Origin of the sequence: Brevundimonas sp., from assembly GCF_965279155.1 — a bacterium.
In the GTDB taxonomy this organism is placed as follows: Bacteria; Pseudomonadota; Alphaproteobacteria; order Caulobacterales; family Caulobacteraceae; genus Brevundimonas.
This window is the reverse complement of sequence record NZ_OZ257138.1, coordinates 288416-304219: the sequence shown is the minus strand read 5'-3', so window position 1 is coordinate 304219 and position 15804 is coordinate 288416. Positions and strand designations below refer to the sequence as shown.

Below are 15804 nucleotides of genomic sequence, written 5' to 3'. Positions count from 1 at the left end.
CTATGATTCCTTCGGGGCCTTCTTTGAAGAGGCCTGTTTGGCGAGCCAGATGGTTTCGCGCAAGAACTGTCGGATCGGACGGGCCGGATAGCCGGACCAGGTCTCGCCCGCCGGAATGTCGGCGAGCACACCGGCCCCGGCCGCAACCCGAGCGCCCTCGCCGATGGTGATGTGGTCTCCGATGCCCGCCTTGCCGCCGAAGATGACGTTGTCACCGCTGGTCACCGAGCCCGAAATGCCCGTGTTGGCGGCCATCAGATTGTTGCGGCCGATGACACAGTTGTGGCCCACCATGACCAGATTATCGATCTTGGTGTTCTCGCCGATTACCGTGTCGTCGTAGGCGCCGCGATCAATGCAGGAGTTGGCGCCGACCGTGACCCCATCCTGCAGGATCACGCGACCCAGCTGTGGAATGTCCATGGCGCCGGCGGCGGTTCCGGTGGCGCCGAAGCCAGCCTCGCCGATCCGCGCTCCCGCATACAGTTTCACCCGGTCGCCGATCAGGGCGAAGCCGACCGTGACGTTCGAGCCGATGACGCAGTCTCGGCCGATCTGAACGCCGGGCGCGATGACGCTGTTGGCGCCGATGCGCGACCCACGTCCGATACGGATACCCTTTCCCAGGATCGCGCCCGGTTCGACCAAGACGCTGTCGTCCTCAGCCGCCTCGTCGGGCGTGATCGCCGCGTCGAGCGTGATTGGCCGATGCAGAAGAAGCGACGCCTTGGCCCAGGCGGCCTGAGGCGTTCGCGAGACGATCACGGCCGCGCCTTCTGGCGCCGCTTCGGTGGCCTCGGCCGGCACAATCACGCAGCCAGCTTTTGTCGCCGCCAGGGCCGAGGCGAACTTTCGGTCGCCCAGAAACGCGATCGCGCCCCCGTCCGCAGAGGACAGGGGCGCGACGGAAGCGATCATGCGGTCCCCGCCCCGCGTGACCTCGCCGCCGATCTGCGCCGCCAGTTCGGCGACGCTGAGGGGCGACAGGGTTTCGAAGAAGCGAGGATCCGGCATCGGCGGCTTAGTTGGCGGCCGCCGGTTGAGCTTGCGTCTGAGCCGGCACCGGCAGGCGGTTGAAGCTCAGGGTCGGCAGGGCGGTGTTCAGGCGCTGGATGGCCAGGTCGGTCACGTCCATGGCGGGGTTCATCATGAAGACGCTCTCACGGTCGAGCAGCAGACCGCAGCCCTTCTCTTGATACAGGGCGGTCAGGATCGGCGAGACAGCTTCGGTGATGGCCTGGCGCTGCATGCCCAGGGTGTAGCGCAGCTCGTTTTCGCGGGTGGATTCCAGCTGCTGGGCTTCCTGCGCACGCTGTTGCAGAGCCTGACGACGCTGTTGCAGTTGGTCGGCCGGCAGGCTGGAGCCCGACGTCTGAAGCTGCTGGGCCTCGGTCTGGATCTGCGTGGCGTAGGGTTGCAGTTCGCCCTGAACTTCCTGAGCCAGCTGCTGCATGCGGGCTTCCACGGCTTGGCCAGCCGACGACTGGGCCAACAGACGCGCGTTGTAATAGACGCAGACGCCGGGGATGACCGGGCCAGGGTTGGCGGGAGCCGCCTGTTGCGCCGAAGCGGCGGTGGCGAGAAGCGAAGCGGCGGCGGTCGCCGCGATGATCAGAGCTTTCATGGGGTTTCCTCGTGCGGTCGAAAAAGCCGCGATTAGAACTGGGTGGAGGTCGAGAAGCGGAAGGATTCCGTCTTGTCGTAGTCTTCCTTGGACAGCACCTTGGAGATGTCGAAGCGGATCGGCCCCATCGGCGATTTCCAGTGAATGCTGATGCCCGCCGACGCACGCAGCGACAACTCGTCGGCGATATTGGTGTTTTCAGTGCCCGTAGCCGTCAGCTTGTATCGGTCGTCGAGCACGCCCAGCGTACCCACATCGGCGAACAGCGAAGTCTTGATGCCATACTGTTCGGGCAGATAGTTCGGCAGCGTCAGCTCGACCGTGCCGACGGCGTAGAAGTTGCCGCCCAGCGAATCGGTCGTGTTCAGGTCGCGCGGACCCATACCGGCTGTCTCGAAGCCGCGGAAGCTGTTGCCGCCCTTGAAGAAGCGGTCGTTGATGCGGATCGGATCGCCGTTCCAGCCGCTGATATAGCCGGCCGAGCCTTGGACGCTGACGACCCAGGCCGGGGTGAAACCATAGTACCAGTTGGCGTCGGCCTCGGTCTTCACATAGTTCACGTCGCCGCCCAGACCCGCCAGATCCTGGCGCAACGAACCAGACCAGCCGCGCGTGGGACGGATTGGGTCATTGGTGTAGTTCATCTGCAGCGTATAGCCCGCCGACGAGTTGATGAAGCTGCCGATCTGATCGCACAGGGCCGAAGATCCTTGCCCTGCGCCGGTGCAGAATCCGGTCGGGACGATGATCTCGTCCGACTTCAGGAAGTAACGCGTGCTGAGCAGCATGTTGCCGTTCAGGGGGTAGGACAGACGCAGGCCCGCGCCGGTCGAACGATAGTCGTAGGACGAAAATTCGCTCAAATCGTAACGGGAGTGGAACAGGTCGAAGCCGGCCCGCAGGTCACGACCCAGGAATTTCGGCTCAGTGAAGCGGAAGTCCACCTGCTGGCGCAGCGAACCCCATTCCAGGCGCGCCACGACGTTCTGGCCGCGCCCCCGGAAGTTCCGCTCGGAGATACCCAGGTTGACGGTGAAGCTGTCGACCGAGCTGAAGCCCGCGCCGACTGACAGTTCGCCGGTGGGCTGTTCCTGGACGTTGACGTTGATGACCGAACGGTCTGGCGCGCTGCCGCGCGTTTCCTCGACCGTCACGTCCTTGAAGAAGCCCAGCGCGCGCAGATTGTTGCGCGACCGCTCCATCAGGGCGCGGTTAAAGGCGTCGCCTTCGGTCAGCAGCAGTTCGCGACGGATGACCGGGTCGATGGTGCGGGTGTTGCCCACCACATTGATGCGGTCGATGTAGACTCGCTGGCCTTCCGACACATTGAAGGTCACGTCCACCGTGTCCGTGTCTGGATTGGCCTTGTAGGTCGGGTTGATCTCGACGAAGGCGTAACCCGCCGAACCGGCTGCGAAGGTCAGGGCGTCGACCGCCTGCTCGATCTTGTCGCTCTCGTACAGATCGCCCGAGCGGATCGGGATCAGCCGTTGCAGGAAGTCTGCGTTCAGACGGTCGTTCTGGGTTACGACCTTGACCTCGCCGAAGTTGTACTTGTCGCCTTCGTTCAGCGTCAGCGACAGCTGGAACGCCTGATCGTCAGGCTGAAGTTCGGCGACCGATGACACGACACGGAAATCATAGAAGCCGCGGTTGGTGTAGAACTTCCGCAACTGCTCCTGATCGTATTCCAGACGGTTGGGGTCGTAGTTGTCGTTGTTCGAGAAGAACTTCCACCAGGTGGACTTCTCGGTGACCATCACGCCGCGCACGTCGCGATCCGAGAAGGCATCGTTGCCCAGCACGTTGATCGCGCTGATGCCGGTCTGCGGGCCTTCGTTGATCTCGAAGATGACATCGACGCGGTTCTGCTCAAGCTGAACCAGCTTGGGCGTCACGGTCGCGGAAATCCGGCCTTGCAGGCGATACAGTTCGACGATAGCGCCGACGTCTTCCTGCACCTTGGCGCGGGTATAGATGCCGCGCGGCGCCAGGGTCACTTCCTTGGTCAGCTTGTCCTGGGAAAGCGCCTTGTTCCCCTCGAACACCACCTGGTTGATGATCGGGTTCTCGACGATCTGAACGATCAGGTCGCCGTTCTGGATGCCCAGTTGAACGTCGGCGAACAGGCCGGTGCGCGACAGGGTGCGAACGGCCACGTCCAGCACCGAGGCGTCCACTGCGTCGCCGGGACGGATCGGCAGATAGGACAGGACCGTCGTCTGGTCGATCCGCTGGGCGCCTTGCACGATGATGCGGTTGATCGTGATCGTCTGCGGCGCAGCGATCTCGACGCGCGGATCGGCGTTTGCGGCAGGCGCTTGCGGCGTTGCCGTCTGAGCCGGCGCAGGGGTCGGCGTGGCGGGCGCCGTCGCGGGCGCGGTCTGGGCCAGCGCAGGCGCGCCGAGGCCGGCGGCGACGGCCAGAGCCAGCAGGCTGGAACGGGCGCTTAGTCGAACGGCGGCGCGAGAGGTCATGTCATTCATTCGGGAAACCATCGGGGGCTGGCGTCGGCTCACGAGACGAGCCCGCCGAGGAATTGGAAGAGGTTGAGCTTCTGTAGGTCGTTCCACGTCGCGAACAACATAAATCCCGCCAAAAGCGCAAGGCCTGCACGATAGCCCATCTCCTGGAACCGCGCCGACACAGGCTGCCTGGCCACGGCTTCGTAGCCGTAGAAAAGCAGATGCCCGCCGTCGAGGATCGGGATGGGAAGCAGGTTTAGAAAGCCGATTCCGATCGAAAGTATGGCGGCCAAGGTTGTCAGGGTCAGGATCAGGTTGATCGCGATGGCGCTCGGCGCCGGATTGGCCTCGACCGCAGCGGTCGTCAGCGACCCCGTCGCCTTGGCGATGCCCAACGGTCCGCTGAATTGATCGCCCGACTCGCGACCTGTCGCCAGACGCCCGAGATAGGTCAGGGTCGAACCGATCACGTCGCCGGTCTGGCGCACGCCCTCGACCACGGCGCCGACCGGGCCATAGCGGACATGGCGCACATCGCCGGCCGATGACCCCAGGCCCAGGCCGATGCGGCCGACCTTGACGCGTCCCGCGATAGGATCGTTCTCTTCACGGCGTTCGGGCGTCGCGACCAGTTCGACGGGCCGCCCAGCGCGCTCGACGGTGAAACGGACAGGATCGCCGGTGGACAGCATGACGGTGCGCGTCACCGCGCTGCCGTCCTTGATGGGCTTGCCGTTCACGTCGGTGATCAGGTCGCCGACCTGGAAGCCGGCGGCGGCTGCGGGCGATCCCGCCTGAACCTGAGCCACGCGGGCGGGGCGCAACGAAACGCCCACGGCCATGAAGACGACCGCAAAGATGGTGATGGCCAGGATGAAGTTGGCGATGGGCCCGGCCGCGACGATCAGCGCGCGCTGCCACACGGGCTTGAAGTGGAAATAGTCGCGCTCGGCGCCAGGACCGCGCTCGGCGACCACACGCTGGCGCAGTTCGTCCAGCCCCGCCTGGTCCGGCACGCTGGACGCGTCCAGATCGCCCGAGAACTTCACATAGCCGCCAAGCGGCAGCCAACCCAGCCGCCATTCGATGCCGTGGCGATCGGTGCGGCTGAACACGGCCTTGCCGAAGCCGACCGCGAAACGATCCACCTTCACGCCAAAGGCGCGCGCGACGAGGAAGTGACCCAGTTCATGGATGGTGACGATGAACGTCAGCACCAGCAGGAACGAGGCGATTGAGATCAGGACCTGACCCAGGACGCCCAGCATTCGAAAATCGTCTCCCCTGGCCTGCTATCAGGCCGCGTTCGCAAGACCGGCGATGACGGTTTCGGCCATTCGACGCGTTTCGGCATCGACCGAAAGGGCCGCGCCGCAGGCATCTCCAGAACCGAAAGCCATTCCCGCTTTCGTCGCACGCTCAAGGGTTTCGGCGACGACTGCGGCAATATTGAGAAAGGCCAGCTTGCGGTCAAGAAATGCGAAGGCCGCGACCTCATTCGCCGCATTGAACACGGCGGGCGTCGCGCCCCCCGCCTTCAACGCCTGACGGGCCAGGTCCAGGGCCGGAAAACGCACCAGATCGGGCGCCTCGAACGTCAGCCGCCCCAGGGCCGCAAGGTCAAGCTTGGGCGCAGGCCAGGCGATCCGGTCAGGCCAGGCCAGGGCGCAGGCGATGGGCGTGCGCATGTCCGGCGGCCCCATCTGGGCCAGCGTCGAACCATCCACATATTCCACAAGGCTGTGGATGATCGATTCGGGGTGCACCACTACGTCGATTCGATCCTGCGGCATGTCGAACAGATAGGCCGCCTCGATCATCTCCAGGCCCTTGTTGGCCATGGTGGCGCTATCGACCGAAATCTTGGCCCCCATGCTCCAGTTCGGATGGGCCACAGCCTGTTCGGGCGTGATGCCGGTCATCTGGTCGCGCGGGGTCTGTCGGAAAGGCCCGCCCGATGCGGTCAGGATCAACCTGGACACCCGCTCGGGCGCATCGGCCGGAAAGACCTGGAAGATGGCCGAATGCTCGGAATCGACCGGGATTAGCCGCCCCCCTGCCCGCTTGACCCGCTCGATCAGCGCAGGGCCGCAGCAGACCAGGCTTTCCTTGTTGGCAAGCGCCAGAGTCGCGCCGGTGGCCGCCGCCGCCCAGGCCGACTTCAGTCCCGCCGCACCCACGATGGCGGCCATGATCCAATCGACCGGCCGCGTCGCAGCCTCGACGATTGCGGCGTCGCCGGCGGCCACCGCGATGTCGGTTCCCGCCAAGGCGTCTCGCAACGCGTCCAGCCGCGCCGGATCGGCCGTGACCGCCACTTTCGGGCGCCAGCGTCGCGCCTGTTCGGCCAGTTTGGCGATATTCGCCCCGCCCGTCAGCGCCTCGACCTCGAAAGCGCCGGTGCCCGTGGCTTCGGCCTGAGCCATCAGGTCCAGGGTCGAGGCGCCGACCGAGCCGGTCGAGCCCAGCACCGTGACGTGACGCCGGATCACGCGCCGCGCTCCAGCAACAGGACGATCAACCGCCCGGCGGCCACGACGACGACCGCGAACATCAAACCATCGACTCGGTCAAGCAGCCCGCCATGGCCGGGAATGGTGTTGCCCGCGTCCTTAACCCCAAACCGCCGCTTCAGCGCCGATTCCCACAGGTCGCCGGCCATGGTCGCCAAGGCGCCCGCAAAGCCCAGCACCGCGCCCCACACGACCGTCAGCGCGCCCATGTCCAGCCATGCGGTCATGATCGCCCCCGCGATGGCGCCGGCGACGATACCGCCGATGAACCCGGACCAGGTCTTGTTGGGCGAAAATCGCGGCCACAGCTTGGGACCGCCGAACGTCGATCCCGCCAGATAGGCCAGGATGTCCGCCGACCAGGCCACAGCGAAGACCAGCACGGTCCAGTGCAGGCCGACGACGCTGTCGACATCGCGCAGCCAGATCAGAAGGACCGAGGGCCAGCCGAGGTAGAGCACGCCATAGGCTGCATCCAGCGCCTGCTGTCCGCGACTACGCGCGTAGACGCCCGCTGCGGCGGCGCCGAACACCAGCATGAGGAAGGCCACGGACATGGCGCCGAAATGGGCGCTGATCACCGCCGCAACGACGCCGAAACTAACGGCGCCGCCCATGACGCGGCGGGCGTGCGGCGCGCTCATCGACGCCCATTCGAAGGCCAGCACGATGCTGGCGACCGTCATCAGCGCCAGGAACCAGATGCCCCCAGCCCAGGTCGCGGCCACGGCGGCGGGCGCCAGCACGACGGCGGAAGCGGCCCGAAGGGCGATGTCGCGTCCCTTGACCGCCATCAGGCCGTCGCGCGCACGGGGGCGACCTCTCGACCGCCATAGCGACGGTCGCGTTGCCCAAAGGCGGCGATCGCCTCGGCAAGGGCCTTGGGCCCATAGTCGGGCCACAGGATGTCCTGGAATACCAGCTCGGCGTAGGCCGCTTCCCACAGCAGGAAGTTCGACAGGCGCTGCTCGCCGGACGTGCGCACGATCAGATCCAGCGGCGGCGCGCCTGCCGTGGCCAGGCCGGACGCAAGGACGGCCTCGGTGATCGGTTCGGCCGTCTCTCCCGCCAGAACCCGGTCCATGTGTCGCCGCGCAGCGTCCACCAGATCGGCCCGGCCGCCATAGTTGAAGGCGACCTGCAGCAGGAAGCGGTCGTTGTGCGCCGTCTGGGCCTCGGCCCTTTCGATGATGGCGGCGATATCGGCAGGCAGACCTTCGCGACGGCCCAGGATCTTCAGGCGCACACCCGCTTTCGCCAGACGCGCCAGATCGCTGGCAACATAGGTCCGCACCAGACCCATCAGGTCCGACACCTCGTCCTCGGGCCGGCTCCAGTTCTCGGTCGAGAAACCGAACACCGTCAGACACTCGATGCCCAGATCGGGCGCCGCCTGGATCGTCCGCTTCAGCGCCTGTACGCCCTCGCGATGGCCCAGGGCGCGCGGGAGGCCCCGCGCCTTCGCCCAGCGGCCGTTGCCGTCCATGATTATGGCGACATGACGCGGCCCATCAGGACGCGAGCCAGAAGGCGCGGCGCTGTCTGCCGTCATCTCTCGTGCGATCCCTTCAGGGCCAAGCCGTTTCGCCTAGACCTGCATGATCTCTTGTTCCTTGGTCTTCAAGGCCTCGTCGATGCGCTTGATGGCCGCGTCGGTTTCCTTCTGGACCTCGGCCTCCATCTTCTTCTGTTCGTCCTGACTGATCTCGCCGGCCTTCTCGGCCTTCTTCAGGTCGTCGTTGGCGTCGCGGCGGACGTTGCGGACCGAAATCTTCTGCTGCTCGGTGTATTTGCCGGCCAGCTTTACCAGATCCTTGCGGCGTTCCTCGGTCAGGGGCGGCACGGGGATGCGCAGCGTCTGGCCGTCGACGATGGGGTTCAGGCCCAGGTTGGCGTTGCGGATCGCCTTTTCGACGGCGACGACCATGCCCTTGTCCCAGACATTGACGCTGATCATCCGCGGCTCAGGCACGCTGATGGCGGCTACGGCACTCAGCGGCGAGGCCGAGCCATAGGCCTCGACCCGCACAGGCTCCAGCAGGCCCGCGTTGGCGCGTCCGGTGCGCAGGCCGCTGAACTCTTCCTTCAGGGCGGTGACCGACCGCTCCATGCGGTCGCGATAGGTCTTCAGTTCAGGCTTTGCCATGGTCTTGGTCTCTCTTGTCTTTCCTGGTCACGCAGACGTTCAAGCGACGTCCTGAATGACCGTGAACGTGCCTTCACCAGTCAGGGTCCGGCGCAGCGAGTTTTCTTCCCGAATGGAGAAGACCACGATCGGGATGCCCGTGTCGCGCATCATGGCGATGGCCGAGGCATCCATGACCCGCAGGTCCTTGGCCAGGACGTCCTGATAGGTCAGGGTTTCATAGCGGGTGGCGGTCGGGTCTTTCTTGGGGTCGGCGGTATAGACACCGTCCACGCTGGTGCCCTTCAGCAAGGCGTCGCAGCCCATTTCGGCGGCGCGCAGGGCCGCGCCCGAGTCCGTGGTGAAGAAGGGTGCGCCGACGCCGGCGGCGAAGATCACCACCCGTCCCTTTTCCAGATGACGCAGGGCGCGACGGCGGATGTAGGGTTCGGCGATGGCGGCCATGGGAATGGCGCTCTGTACGCGGGTCGAGACGCCGATCTTCTCCAGCGCCGACTGCATCGCCAGGGCGTTCATGATGGTCGCCAGCATGCCCATATAGTCGGCCTGTGAGCGCTCCATCCCCGCCGCCGCCTTCGACAGGCCGCGGAAGATGTTGCCGCCGCCGATGACCAGGCAGATCTCGACGCCTTCCGCCGCCACGTCCGCGACGGCCTTGGCGACCGCATCGACCGTCTTCATATCGACGCCGAACGACTGATCGCCCATCAGCACCTCGCCGGAAACCTTCAGCAGGACGCGTTTGTAGCGGAAGGTCGAGGTGGCGTCGGGCATGCGGGAAGGTCCGTTTGACTGCGGCGCCATTGAATCAGGCGGCTTCTTTATAGACGAAAGGCGCGCCGGCCATCAAAGCCGAACGCGCCCTTCTGATACAAAACCCTCACGAATGAGGGGAAGATTTCTTAGTTGCCGCCCATCATGGAGGCGACTTCCGACGCGAAGTCGGGGCCTTCGACCTTCTCGACGCCTTCACCCAGCGCCAGGCGGACGAAGCCGGCCAGGTGCAGGTTGGAGGAGCCCAGTTCCTTGGCCGAGTTGGCGACCAGTTGTTCGATGGTCACGTCCGGATCCATGACGAACGGCTGCTTGGACAGCACTACGTCCTTCTGGAACTTGTTGATCTGGCCTTCCACGATCTTGGCGATCATGGCTTCTGGGCGACCTTCTTCCTTGGCTTTTTCGGTCAGAACGGTGCGTTCCTTCTCGATGGCGGCGGGGTCCAGGTCGTCGGTGTTCAGCGACAGCGGGGCGGTCGCTGCAACGTGCATGGCGATCTTGCGGCCCAGTTCGCGCAGGGCAGTCTTGTCGCCCTCGCCTTCCAGAGCCACCAGCACGCCGATGCGGCCCACGCCCGGCGAAACCGCGTTGTGGACGTAGGTCGAGACGACGCCTTCCGACACCGACAGGCGGGCGGCGCGGCGCAACTGCATGTTCTCGCCGATGGTGGCGATCATGTTGGTCACTTCGTCCTGGACCGTCTTGCCGGCTTCCAGTTCGGCGCCGTGCAGGGCTTCGACCGAGTGATGGTCGAGACCCAGTTGGGCGAACGACTTGGCGGCGTTCTGGAACAGTTCGTTGCGGGCGACGAAGTCGGTTTCCGCGTTGAACTCGATGGCGGCGGCGACTTCGCCCTTGCCGTCTTCCTTGGACGCGACGGCGACCAGGCCTTCAGCGGCGACGCGGTCGGCCTTCTTGGCGGCCTTGGACAGGCCCTTGGCGCGCAGCCAGTCGATCGATGCTTCGATGTTGCCGTCGTTTTCGACCAGCGCCTTCTTGCAGTCCATCATGCCGACGCCCGAACGCTCGCGAAGTTCCTTCACGAGGGCGGCAGTGATCTCGGCCATGTTCTTCTCCTTGGGGGATTTCGTATGTGGGAACGGCCGGACTGACTTAGCCCGGCCGTGTGTCAGTTCGTCAGGCGGCGCTCACAAGCGCGAACACCGTCCTGCAGGCGATCAGCCCGCGGCCTTCTCGGTTTCGACAGCGTCGTTCGCTTCCGAAGTGGCGGCCTTGGCGGCTTCATCGGCGACAGCCGGTTCAGCGGGGGCCGGTTCAGCAGCGGCTTCCAGTTCGGCGGCGACCGATTCTGTACCAGCCGGAGCGGCGTCGGCTTCGACCGGGGTCGAGGCTTCACGCAGCATGGGCTCTTCGGGATTGATCGCAGCGCCCAGGTCAACGCCCGAGGCCGAAGCGCCGGCAGCCAGACCGTCCAGGACGGCGTCGGCGATCAGGTCGCAGTAGGTCTGGATGGCGCGGGCGGCGTCGTCGTTGCCGGGGACCGGATAGGTGATGCCGTCCGGATCCGAGTTGGTGTCCAGGATGGCGATGATCGGGATGTTCAGCTTGCGGGCTTCCTGGATCGCGATCGCTTCCTTGTTGGTGTCGATCACGAACATGATGTCCGGAATCGAACCCATGTCCTTGATGCCGCCCAGCGACAGTTCCAGCTTGTCCTTCTCGCGCTCCAGGTTCAGCAGCTCCTTCTTGACGCGGCCTTCGCCGCCGTTCTCAAGAATGCCTTCCAGCTCGCGCAAACGGGCGATCGAGCCCGAGACGGTGCGCCAGTTGGTCAGCGTGCCGCCGAGCCAACGGTTGTTCATGTAGTACTGGGCGCAGCGCTTGGCGGCTTCGGCGACCGGCTCGGCGGCCTGACGCTTGGTGCCGACGAACAGGACGCGACCGCCCTTGGCGGCGACTTCGCGCACGGCCACCAGAGCCTGGTGGAACAGCGGCATCGTCTGCGACAGGTCGATGATGTGGATGTTCGAGCGCGAGCCGAAGATGTAGCGGTCCATCTTCGGGTTCCAGCGGTGCGTCTGGTGGCCGAAGTGAGCGCCTGCTTCAAGCAGGGTGCGCATCGAGAATTCTGGCAAAGCCATGATCGTTCAGTCCTTTTTCCGATCAAACGTGGCGCGGAGGATTAAAGGTCTGACGACCCTCGGAATGGAGCGTATCGGGATGTCTCCCCGAAGCGCGCCTCACCCGCGTTGCGAAATGCGGGGGCGATGTAGGCCGGATGGGCCGCAATAGCAAGCTCTGCGGACATCAGCTCTCTGGCTGAGCCTCGATCCTCGCCTTCAGCCAATCCCATCGATCCTGATATTCGGAGAGGTGCTCACGCTTCTGCTTAGACACAGAGCTCATCGAATATGCGCCTTGTTCGGCAAAAGATGCGGTGGACGCTGACTTCTCGCCCAGCACGGCCAATGCCTCCTCATAGCTCATGATGAATGCCGTTGGGGCGATCATGACGCGCCAGACATAAATCATGGTGATGCCGCGCTCGGCGTATTTGGCGTTCAAGCTGAAAGCTTCGCCGGTGGCGCACTTCAGTTGCAGAGGCAACGCCTTGATGCCGCCGACACCGGCTTCCTTGAATGCGATAAGATCGATCCCGGAATCGACCACGGGCGTCGCCACCTCGATACCGTGAGCGAGAAGCCTGGAAACCACCCAACTTCTGCCTGCAAGCTCGACCTCGCGCGAATTGCGCCCGGCCATCAGGCGTCCTCCAGCATCACCACGCCCGGCGCGGACTTCAGCGCACCGCGCAGGGCGCCGTCCAGCCGGTAGCGGCCGGGCAGTTTGACCTCGACCTCCTGGCGGCCCTCCAATGAAGCGACCAGGGAGATTTCGCCACCCTTGCCGATCGCCCCGGAGCGGGCGCGCTCCAGCCGGGCCTTCAGCGCTTCGGCGTCCGCGCTGCGGGCCGAGACGTGGATGCGCAGGCCGATGTTGGCGTCGTCCAGAAGATTGTCCATGCGCGAGGCGTCGTCGCCGAAGAAGCGCACCTCCCCTTCCGACGACTTGGCGCGGACCCGCACCATGACCGAGGCGCCGGGCTCCAGCACCTCGCGGCATTTGCGCAGTTGCTCGGGCGGAAACAGGCATTCGAACTCGCCCGTCGGGTCCGAGAAGGTGACGAAGGCGAATTTCTCGCCGGTCCGGGCGCTGGCCCGCTCCTGCTTGCGACGCACGACCCCAGCCATCTGGAAGGCCTCATGACCGGACTCGGCCAGGGGAATGGCCTCTGCGACGAAGGTGACGCGCTTGCGCCGCAGGGCCGATGTCATCTCGTCCAGCGGGTGGCCGGACAGATAGAAGCCGACGGCCGACAGTTCATGATCAAGTCGTTCCGGCCCGACCCAAGGTTCGACGGTCTTCAGCCGCGGGCGGCCGACGTGGGCCTGGTCGCCGCCGAACAGGCTGACCTGGGACGAGGCGCGTTCGGCCGCTACGCTCTGGCAATAGGCCATCAGCACATCGGCCTGTTCCAGCAACTGACGCCGGTTGGGGTGGATGCTGTCGAAGGCGCCGCCCTTGGCGAGGCCTTCCAGCGCACGCTTGTTGACGCTGCGCGGATCGACGCGTTCCAGGAAGTCGAAGATGTCGGCGAAACGCCCGCCCGTCTCGCGCACCTCGATGACGTGTTTCATCGCCTCCAGTCCGACGTTGCGGATCGCGCCCAGGGCGTAGAGCACCGCCCCCTTGTCGTCGTCGAAGGCCACGTCGAAGTCGGCCGACGACCGGTTGATGTCGGGCGACAGCACCGGCACCTCGAAGCGCCGCGCGTCCTGATAGAAGACCGCCAGCTTGTCGGTGTTCGACAGGTCCAGGCTCATGGACGCGGCGAAGAACTCCACCGGCTGATTGGCCTTCAGCCACCCCGTCTGGAAGGAGATCAGCGCATAGGCGGCGGCGTGGGACTTGTTGAAGCCATAGCCCGCGAACTTGGCCACCAGATCGAAGATGGAGCCGGACTGCACCTCGGGCACCGTCTTATCCAACGCACCCGCGATGAAGCGCGCCCGCTGGAAGTCCATCTCCTCCTTCTTCTTCTTGCCCATGGCGCGACGCAGCAGGTCGGCCTCGCCCAGGCTGTAGCCGGCCAGGATCTGGGCGATCTTCATCACCTGTTCCTGGTAGATGATGACGCCGTAAGTCTCGGTCAGCACCTCCTTCAGGCTGGGGTGCAGATAATCGACCTCGGCCCGACCGAACTTGCGGTCGATATAGGTGTCGATCATCTCCATCGGACCCGGCCGATAGAGCGAAATCAGGGCGGTGATCTCTTCGATAGAGCCGCAACGCATCTTGCGCAGGGTGTCGCGCATGCCCTGGGATTCCAGCTGGAACACCCCGACAGTCTGCCCCGAGGCCATCAGCTCATAGGTGCGCGCATCGTCCAGCGGCAGGGTATTCCAGTCCTTCGCAGCCCCACGACGTTCCAGATAGGCGCGCGCCCGGTCCAGCACGGTCAGGGTCTTCAGGCCCAGGAAGTCGAACTTCACCAGACCCGCCGGCTCGACCCATTTCATGTTGAACTGGGACGCGGGGATGGTGGAGCGCGGGTCCTGATAGAGCGGCACCAGTTCTGTCAGCGGCCGGTCGCCGATGACGATGCCGGCGGCGTGGGTCGAGGCGTTGCGGTACAGCCCCTCCAGCTCCAGCGCCGTTTCCAGCAGGGTGCGAACCGCCGGCTCGGCGTCCCTCGCCTCTTTCAGACGCGGCTCAAGCTCGATGGCCTGGGCCAGGGTGACGGGCGCGGCCGGGTTGTTCGGCACCATCTTGCAGAGCCGGTCCACCTGACCCAGCGGCATCTGCAGAACCCGCCCGACGTCGCGCAGCACGGCGCGCGCCTGGAGCGTGCCGAAGGTGATGATCTGGGCCACCCGGTCTTTGCCGTAACGGTCCTGGACGTAGTCGATCACCTCCTCGCGCCGCTCCTGGCAGAAGTCGATGTCGAAATCGGGCATGGAGACCCGCTCGGGGTTCAGGAACCGTTCGAACAGCAGGCCGAACCGCAAAGGGTCCAGATCGGTGATCGTCAGCGACCAGGCGACCAAGGACCCGGCCCCGGAGCCCCGCCCCGGCCCCACGGGGATGCCGTGGGTCTTGGCCCATTTGATGAAGTCCGCAACGATCAGGAAGTAGCCCGGGAAACCCATCTGCTGGATGATCCCGACCTCCCATTCCAGACGGCTCCAGTATTCCGCCTCGGGAAAGGCCGGCGCGACCTCGGTCAGGCGGACCTTCAGCCCCTCGCGCGCCTGGTGCGCCAGTTCGTCAGCCTCTGAGCGCCCCGCCCCGGTGTCGAACCGCGGCAGGATCGGCGCGTGGGTCTCGACCAGGAAGGCGCAACGGCGCGCTATGTCGATGGTGTTGTCGCAGGCCTCGGGCAGGTCAGCGAAAAGTTCGCGCATGACGGCGGCCGGCTTGAACCAATGCTCGCCGGTGATGCGGCGACGATCCTCCTGGCCGGTGAAGGCGCCGTCGGCGATGCACAGAAGAGCGTCGTGCGACTTCGCCTGCGCCGCCTTGGCGTAATAGACGTCGTTGGTGGCCACCAAAGCCGTGTCGTTGGCGTATGCCCATTCGACCAGACCCGGCTCGGCCCGTTTCTCGTCATCCAGCCCGTGGCGTTGAAGCTCGACATAGAAGCGGTCGCCGAAGGCTGCCTTCATGGTCGCCAGGGTCGCTGCGCCTTCAGCCTTGTTGCCTTGGGCGAAGAGAGGATCGACCGGGCCATCCGGGCCGCCGGACAGAAGGATCAATCCTTCGGAACGCGCGACGACCTGTTCCCAGGACACGCCCGGCTCGGCCATCTCGCCCGCATCCAGATAGGCTGACGACGACAGCGCACACAGGTTCAGCCACCCGGCCGTATTTTGAGCCACCACAACCACGGTCGGAACCTTGGCCCAGCGGGCCTTGATCTGGCCGCCGATGCCGAACACCGGCAGGGCGCAGGCCACGAGAGGCTGGACGCCCGCCTCCTTGGCCGTCTGGCTGAACTCCAGCGCGCCGAACAGGTTGGCCCTATCCGCGACCCCGACAGCCGGCATGCCCGCATCGGCGGCCAGCTTGCCGACCTTGGCGGCCTTGATCGCGCCTTCGAGCAGCGAATAGGCCGAGCGGACCCGCAGATGGACGAAACCCTGACTGTTCACCGGCTCGCTCAATGCCTTCTCCGACCGCCGGCCCTGGATGGGCTGTCTATCCTGACCTGAGTCTCATATCGGGCGGCGATCAACCATCGCAAACCCGCTCTCGGGC

General features: G+C 65.4%; 13 protein-coding genes. All 13 read right to left on the bottom strand.

Annotation, left to right across the window (positions count from 1 at the left end):
• Positions 1–1014, bottom strand: a complete 1014-nt coding sequence (gene lpxD / locus ACQY72_RS01460; RefSeq protein WP_428155211.1) for a UDP-3-O-(3-hydroxymyristoyl)glucosamine N-acyltransferase — start codon at positions 1012–1014, stop codon at positions 1–3.
• 7 nt (positions 1015–1021) lie between these two features.
• Positions 1022–1624, bottom strand: coding sequence for an OmpH family outer membrane protein (locus ACQY72_RS01455; RefSeq protein WP_428155209.1), 603 nt, complete (start codon positions 1622–1624; stop codon positions 1022–1024).
• A gap of 32 nt (positions 1625–1656) precedes the next feature.
• Positions 1657–4110 carry an outer membrane protein assembly factor BamA gene (gene bamA, locus ACQY72_RS01450; RefSeq protein ID WP_428155207.1) on the bottom strand — a complete coding sequence of 818 codons (2454 nt, stop codon included), beginning with the start codon at positions 4108–4110 and terminating at the stop codon, positions 1657–1659.
• Between the two features lie 29 nt (positions 4111–4139).
• Positions 4140–5357, bottom strand: a complete 1218-nt coding sequence (locus tag ACQY72_RS01445) for a M50 family metallopeptidase (protein WP_428155205.1) — start codon at positions 5355–5357, stop codon at positions 4140–4142.
• Positions 5358–5384: 27 nt separating this feature from the next.
• Positions 5385–6581 carry a 1-deoxy-D-xylulose-5-phosphate reductoisomerase gene (dxr, locus tag ACQY72_RS01440; protein ID WP_428155203.1) on the bottom strand — a complete coding sequence of 399 codons (1197 nt, stop codon included), beginning with the start codon at positions 6579–6581 and terminating at the stop codon, positions 5385–5387.
• Entirely contained in the window at positions 6578–7396 is an 819-nt protein-coding gene (locus ACQY72_RS01435; protein ID WP_428155201.1) for a phosphatidate cytidylyltransferase, read from the bottom strand. The genes dxr and ACQY72_RS01435 overlap by 4 nt, the downstream gene beginning before the upstream one ends.
• Positions 7396–8154 carry a polyprenyl diphosphate synthase gene (gene uppS, locus ACQY72_RS01430; protein WP_428155199.1) on the bottom strand — a complete coding sequence of 253 codons (759 nt, stop codon included), beginning with the start codon at positions 8152–8154 and terminating at the stop codon, positions 7396–7398. The genes ACQY72_RS01435 and uppS overlap by 1 nt, the downstream gene beginning before the upstream one ends.
• A 36-nt stretch (positions 8155–8190) precedes the next feature.
• Positions 8191–8748 carry a ribosome recycling factor gene (gene frr / locus ACQY72_RS01425; RefSeq protein ID WP_428155198.1) on the bottom strand — a complete coding sequence of 186 codons (558 nt, stop codon included), beginning with the start codon at positions 8746–8748 and terminating at the stop codon, positions 8191–8193.
• Positions 8749–8787: 39 nt separating this feature from the next.
• Entirely contained in the window at positions 8788–9522 is a 735-nt protein-coding gene (pyrH, locus tag ACQY72_RS01420) for a UMP kinase (protein ID WP_135195905.1), read from the bottom strand.
• A gap of 128 nt (positions 9523–9650) precedes the next feature.
• Complete coding sequence (tsf, locus tag ACQY72_RS01415; protein WP_135195904.1) at positions 9651–10592, bottom strand: translation elongation factor Ts; 942 nt, start codon at positions 10590–10592, stop codon at positions 9651–9653.
• A gap of 111 nt (positions 10593–10703) precedes the next feature.
• Entirely contained in the window at positions 10704–11627 is a 924-nt protein-coding gene (rpsB, locus tag ACQY72_RS01410) for a 30S ribosomal protein S2 (protein ID WP_372693838.1), read from the bottom strand.
• Between the two features lie 166 nt (positions 11628–11793).
• Positions 11794–12249 carry a hypothetical protein gene (locus tag ACQY72_RS01405; protein WP_428155196.1) on the bottom strand — a complete coding sequence of 152 codons (456 nt, stop codon included), beginning with the start codon at positions 12247–12249 and terminating at the stop codon, positions 11794–11796.
• Positions 12249–15710 (bottom strand): DNA polymerase III subunit alpha, encoded by a 3462-nt coding sequence (gene dnaE, locus ACQY72_RS01400; RefSeq protein WP_428155194.1) that lies wholly within the window; start codon positions 15708–15710, stop codon positions 12249–12251. Before dnaE ends, ACQY72_RS01405 begins: the two co-directional genes overlap by 1 nt.
• Positions 15711–15804 lie beyond the last annotated feature (94 nt).